At 34.4% G+C, this 1,596-nt stretch carries 1 protein-coding gene and 1 pseudogene; both read right to left on the bottom strand.

The window, feature by feature from the left end; genetic code table 11:
* Nucleotides 1-1,087: hypothetical protein (locus tag ACOVO2_RS08910; protein ID WP_421769622.1), on the bottom strand; the 1,087-nt coding region annotated here is incomplete at its 3' end.
* Between the two features lie 6 nt (nucleotides 1,088-1,093).
* Nucleotides 1,094-1,596, bottom strand: a pseudogene (locus ACOVO2_RS08905) (hypothetical protein); the annotation flags it as partial.

The following is a 1,596-nucleotide window of genomic DNA, read 5'->3' as shown; positions in this document are numbered from 1 at the left end:
ATTTCATAAAATTTATACCTGCTGCTATACCAATTCTATGCTTTTTGGTGTAAAGTGGGAGAAGTTTAAGTTCTGAAAAAACTGCAATTGAGTTTTGAATACCAATATTTGGCAAATTTTGAATATTCGTAGTATAAAGCGGCGACTGTATAGTATTTACACCTAAGGTTATACCTACTCGCTTTAATAAATAACGAGTGTACGAACTTTCGTAGGTATTCAATGAATTGGCGTCTTCCATTTGTTTGCCAAATAAGAAATTCACTTCATTTTTATAAAATGGTATTTCTGATTGTATTTTTTCGTAAGTTTTGTTCTTTTTGGGTGCAAGAATAAACTTTCGAATTGGCAAAATCCGATAGCCAACACTCAATGAAAGATAATTAGAATTTAGCCTAATTGGGTTTGTTTGTCCGTTGAATTCTAAGTTACTGACAATTGGTGTAAGGCTACGATTATAATTCAAGTCTATCATAAATCCACCAACATCTACTCCTACGCCCACACGAGCATCAAAATTTACTTTGTTTGGCGATTTATTGAACGCATTTATCACACTGATTATATTTCTCTGATTAATCAGATATTCTCGCATATATTTTCCTTGTTCAGAATTATCATTTTCATATCGCTTAAAATTTTCATCAAAAAACGCAAAAGTCCTCTGTTCTTCTTTAATACGCTTTTTTACATCAAATTTAGATTCATAGAGAAAGTTAGTTCCTACGCCCAAATTCATTCTAAACCAAGGGAACAATTTATAACTATACGTGATACGTGGACTGATGAAAGTCAAATCTCGACTGTAGCTACCTCCACCAAATGACGAACTCGCATAATTGTTCATATCTCCCCAAGTGTGGTTCAATTCTCCCTGAAAAATATGCTTTTTTTTATCTACACGAGCAAAAACTCCAACTGTCTGTTTGGGCGACGATTGTAAGTCTTGTAAAATAGTACTGCTAAAGATTGGTAAAGAATTAATATTTTTCACATCAGTAAAATTGAAATCTCCTTTAATCCCAACCGTCAATTCCTGTGCGTGTACCGACGAAATGGTGAGCAGAAATATTAGTAACTTTTTCATAATCAATTATTTGTGTGTTTGTAGGTTTTTGTCAATGTGAACAGTAATCGGGCTGTATGAATTCTGGATTTGTACCAGCGGTTTCTTAGATTTTGTATCAAAAAGTAGCGTTTCTTGATTGTTATAATTGCTTAAAAATTCTCGGTAAGCACTTGGTGTATTGATTTGCGAGTATGTTGTGCCGAGGTCGAATCTAAAATCTTCAAAACGCCTTACATTGACTTCGATAGTAGAGCGAGACGCATTGACCACGAGTTTATCAAGCGAATTGAAAAGGTTTAACTTTACGCTGCCGTATTTCGATTCTAAAAGCGTAGTTCCGCTCGGATTGTAAAGTTCAACAATTGCTTTTTCTGATTTACAGACAAAACTTCCATCAAGGTTTTCGGCATAAACATCGCCAAATGATGATTCGATGTTGAGTTTTCCCGAAACATCGGTCAAATTAAGCTTACCGAAATTAAATTTTACGGCCAATTCTCCCGAAAAATCATTGACCGAAATATTGC

It is taken from the genome of Emticicia sp., from assembly GCF_049241225.1.
Lineage (GTDB): Bacteria > Bacteroidota > Bacteroidia > Cytophagales > Spirosomataceae > Emticicia.
This window is presented reverse-complemented; position numbering and strand designations above follow the sequence as displayed.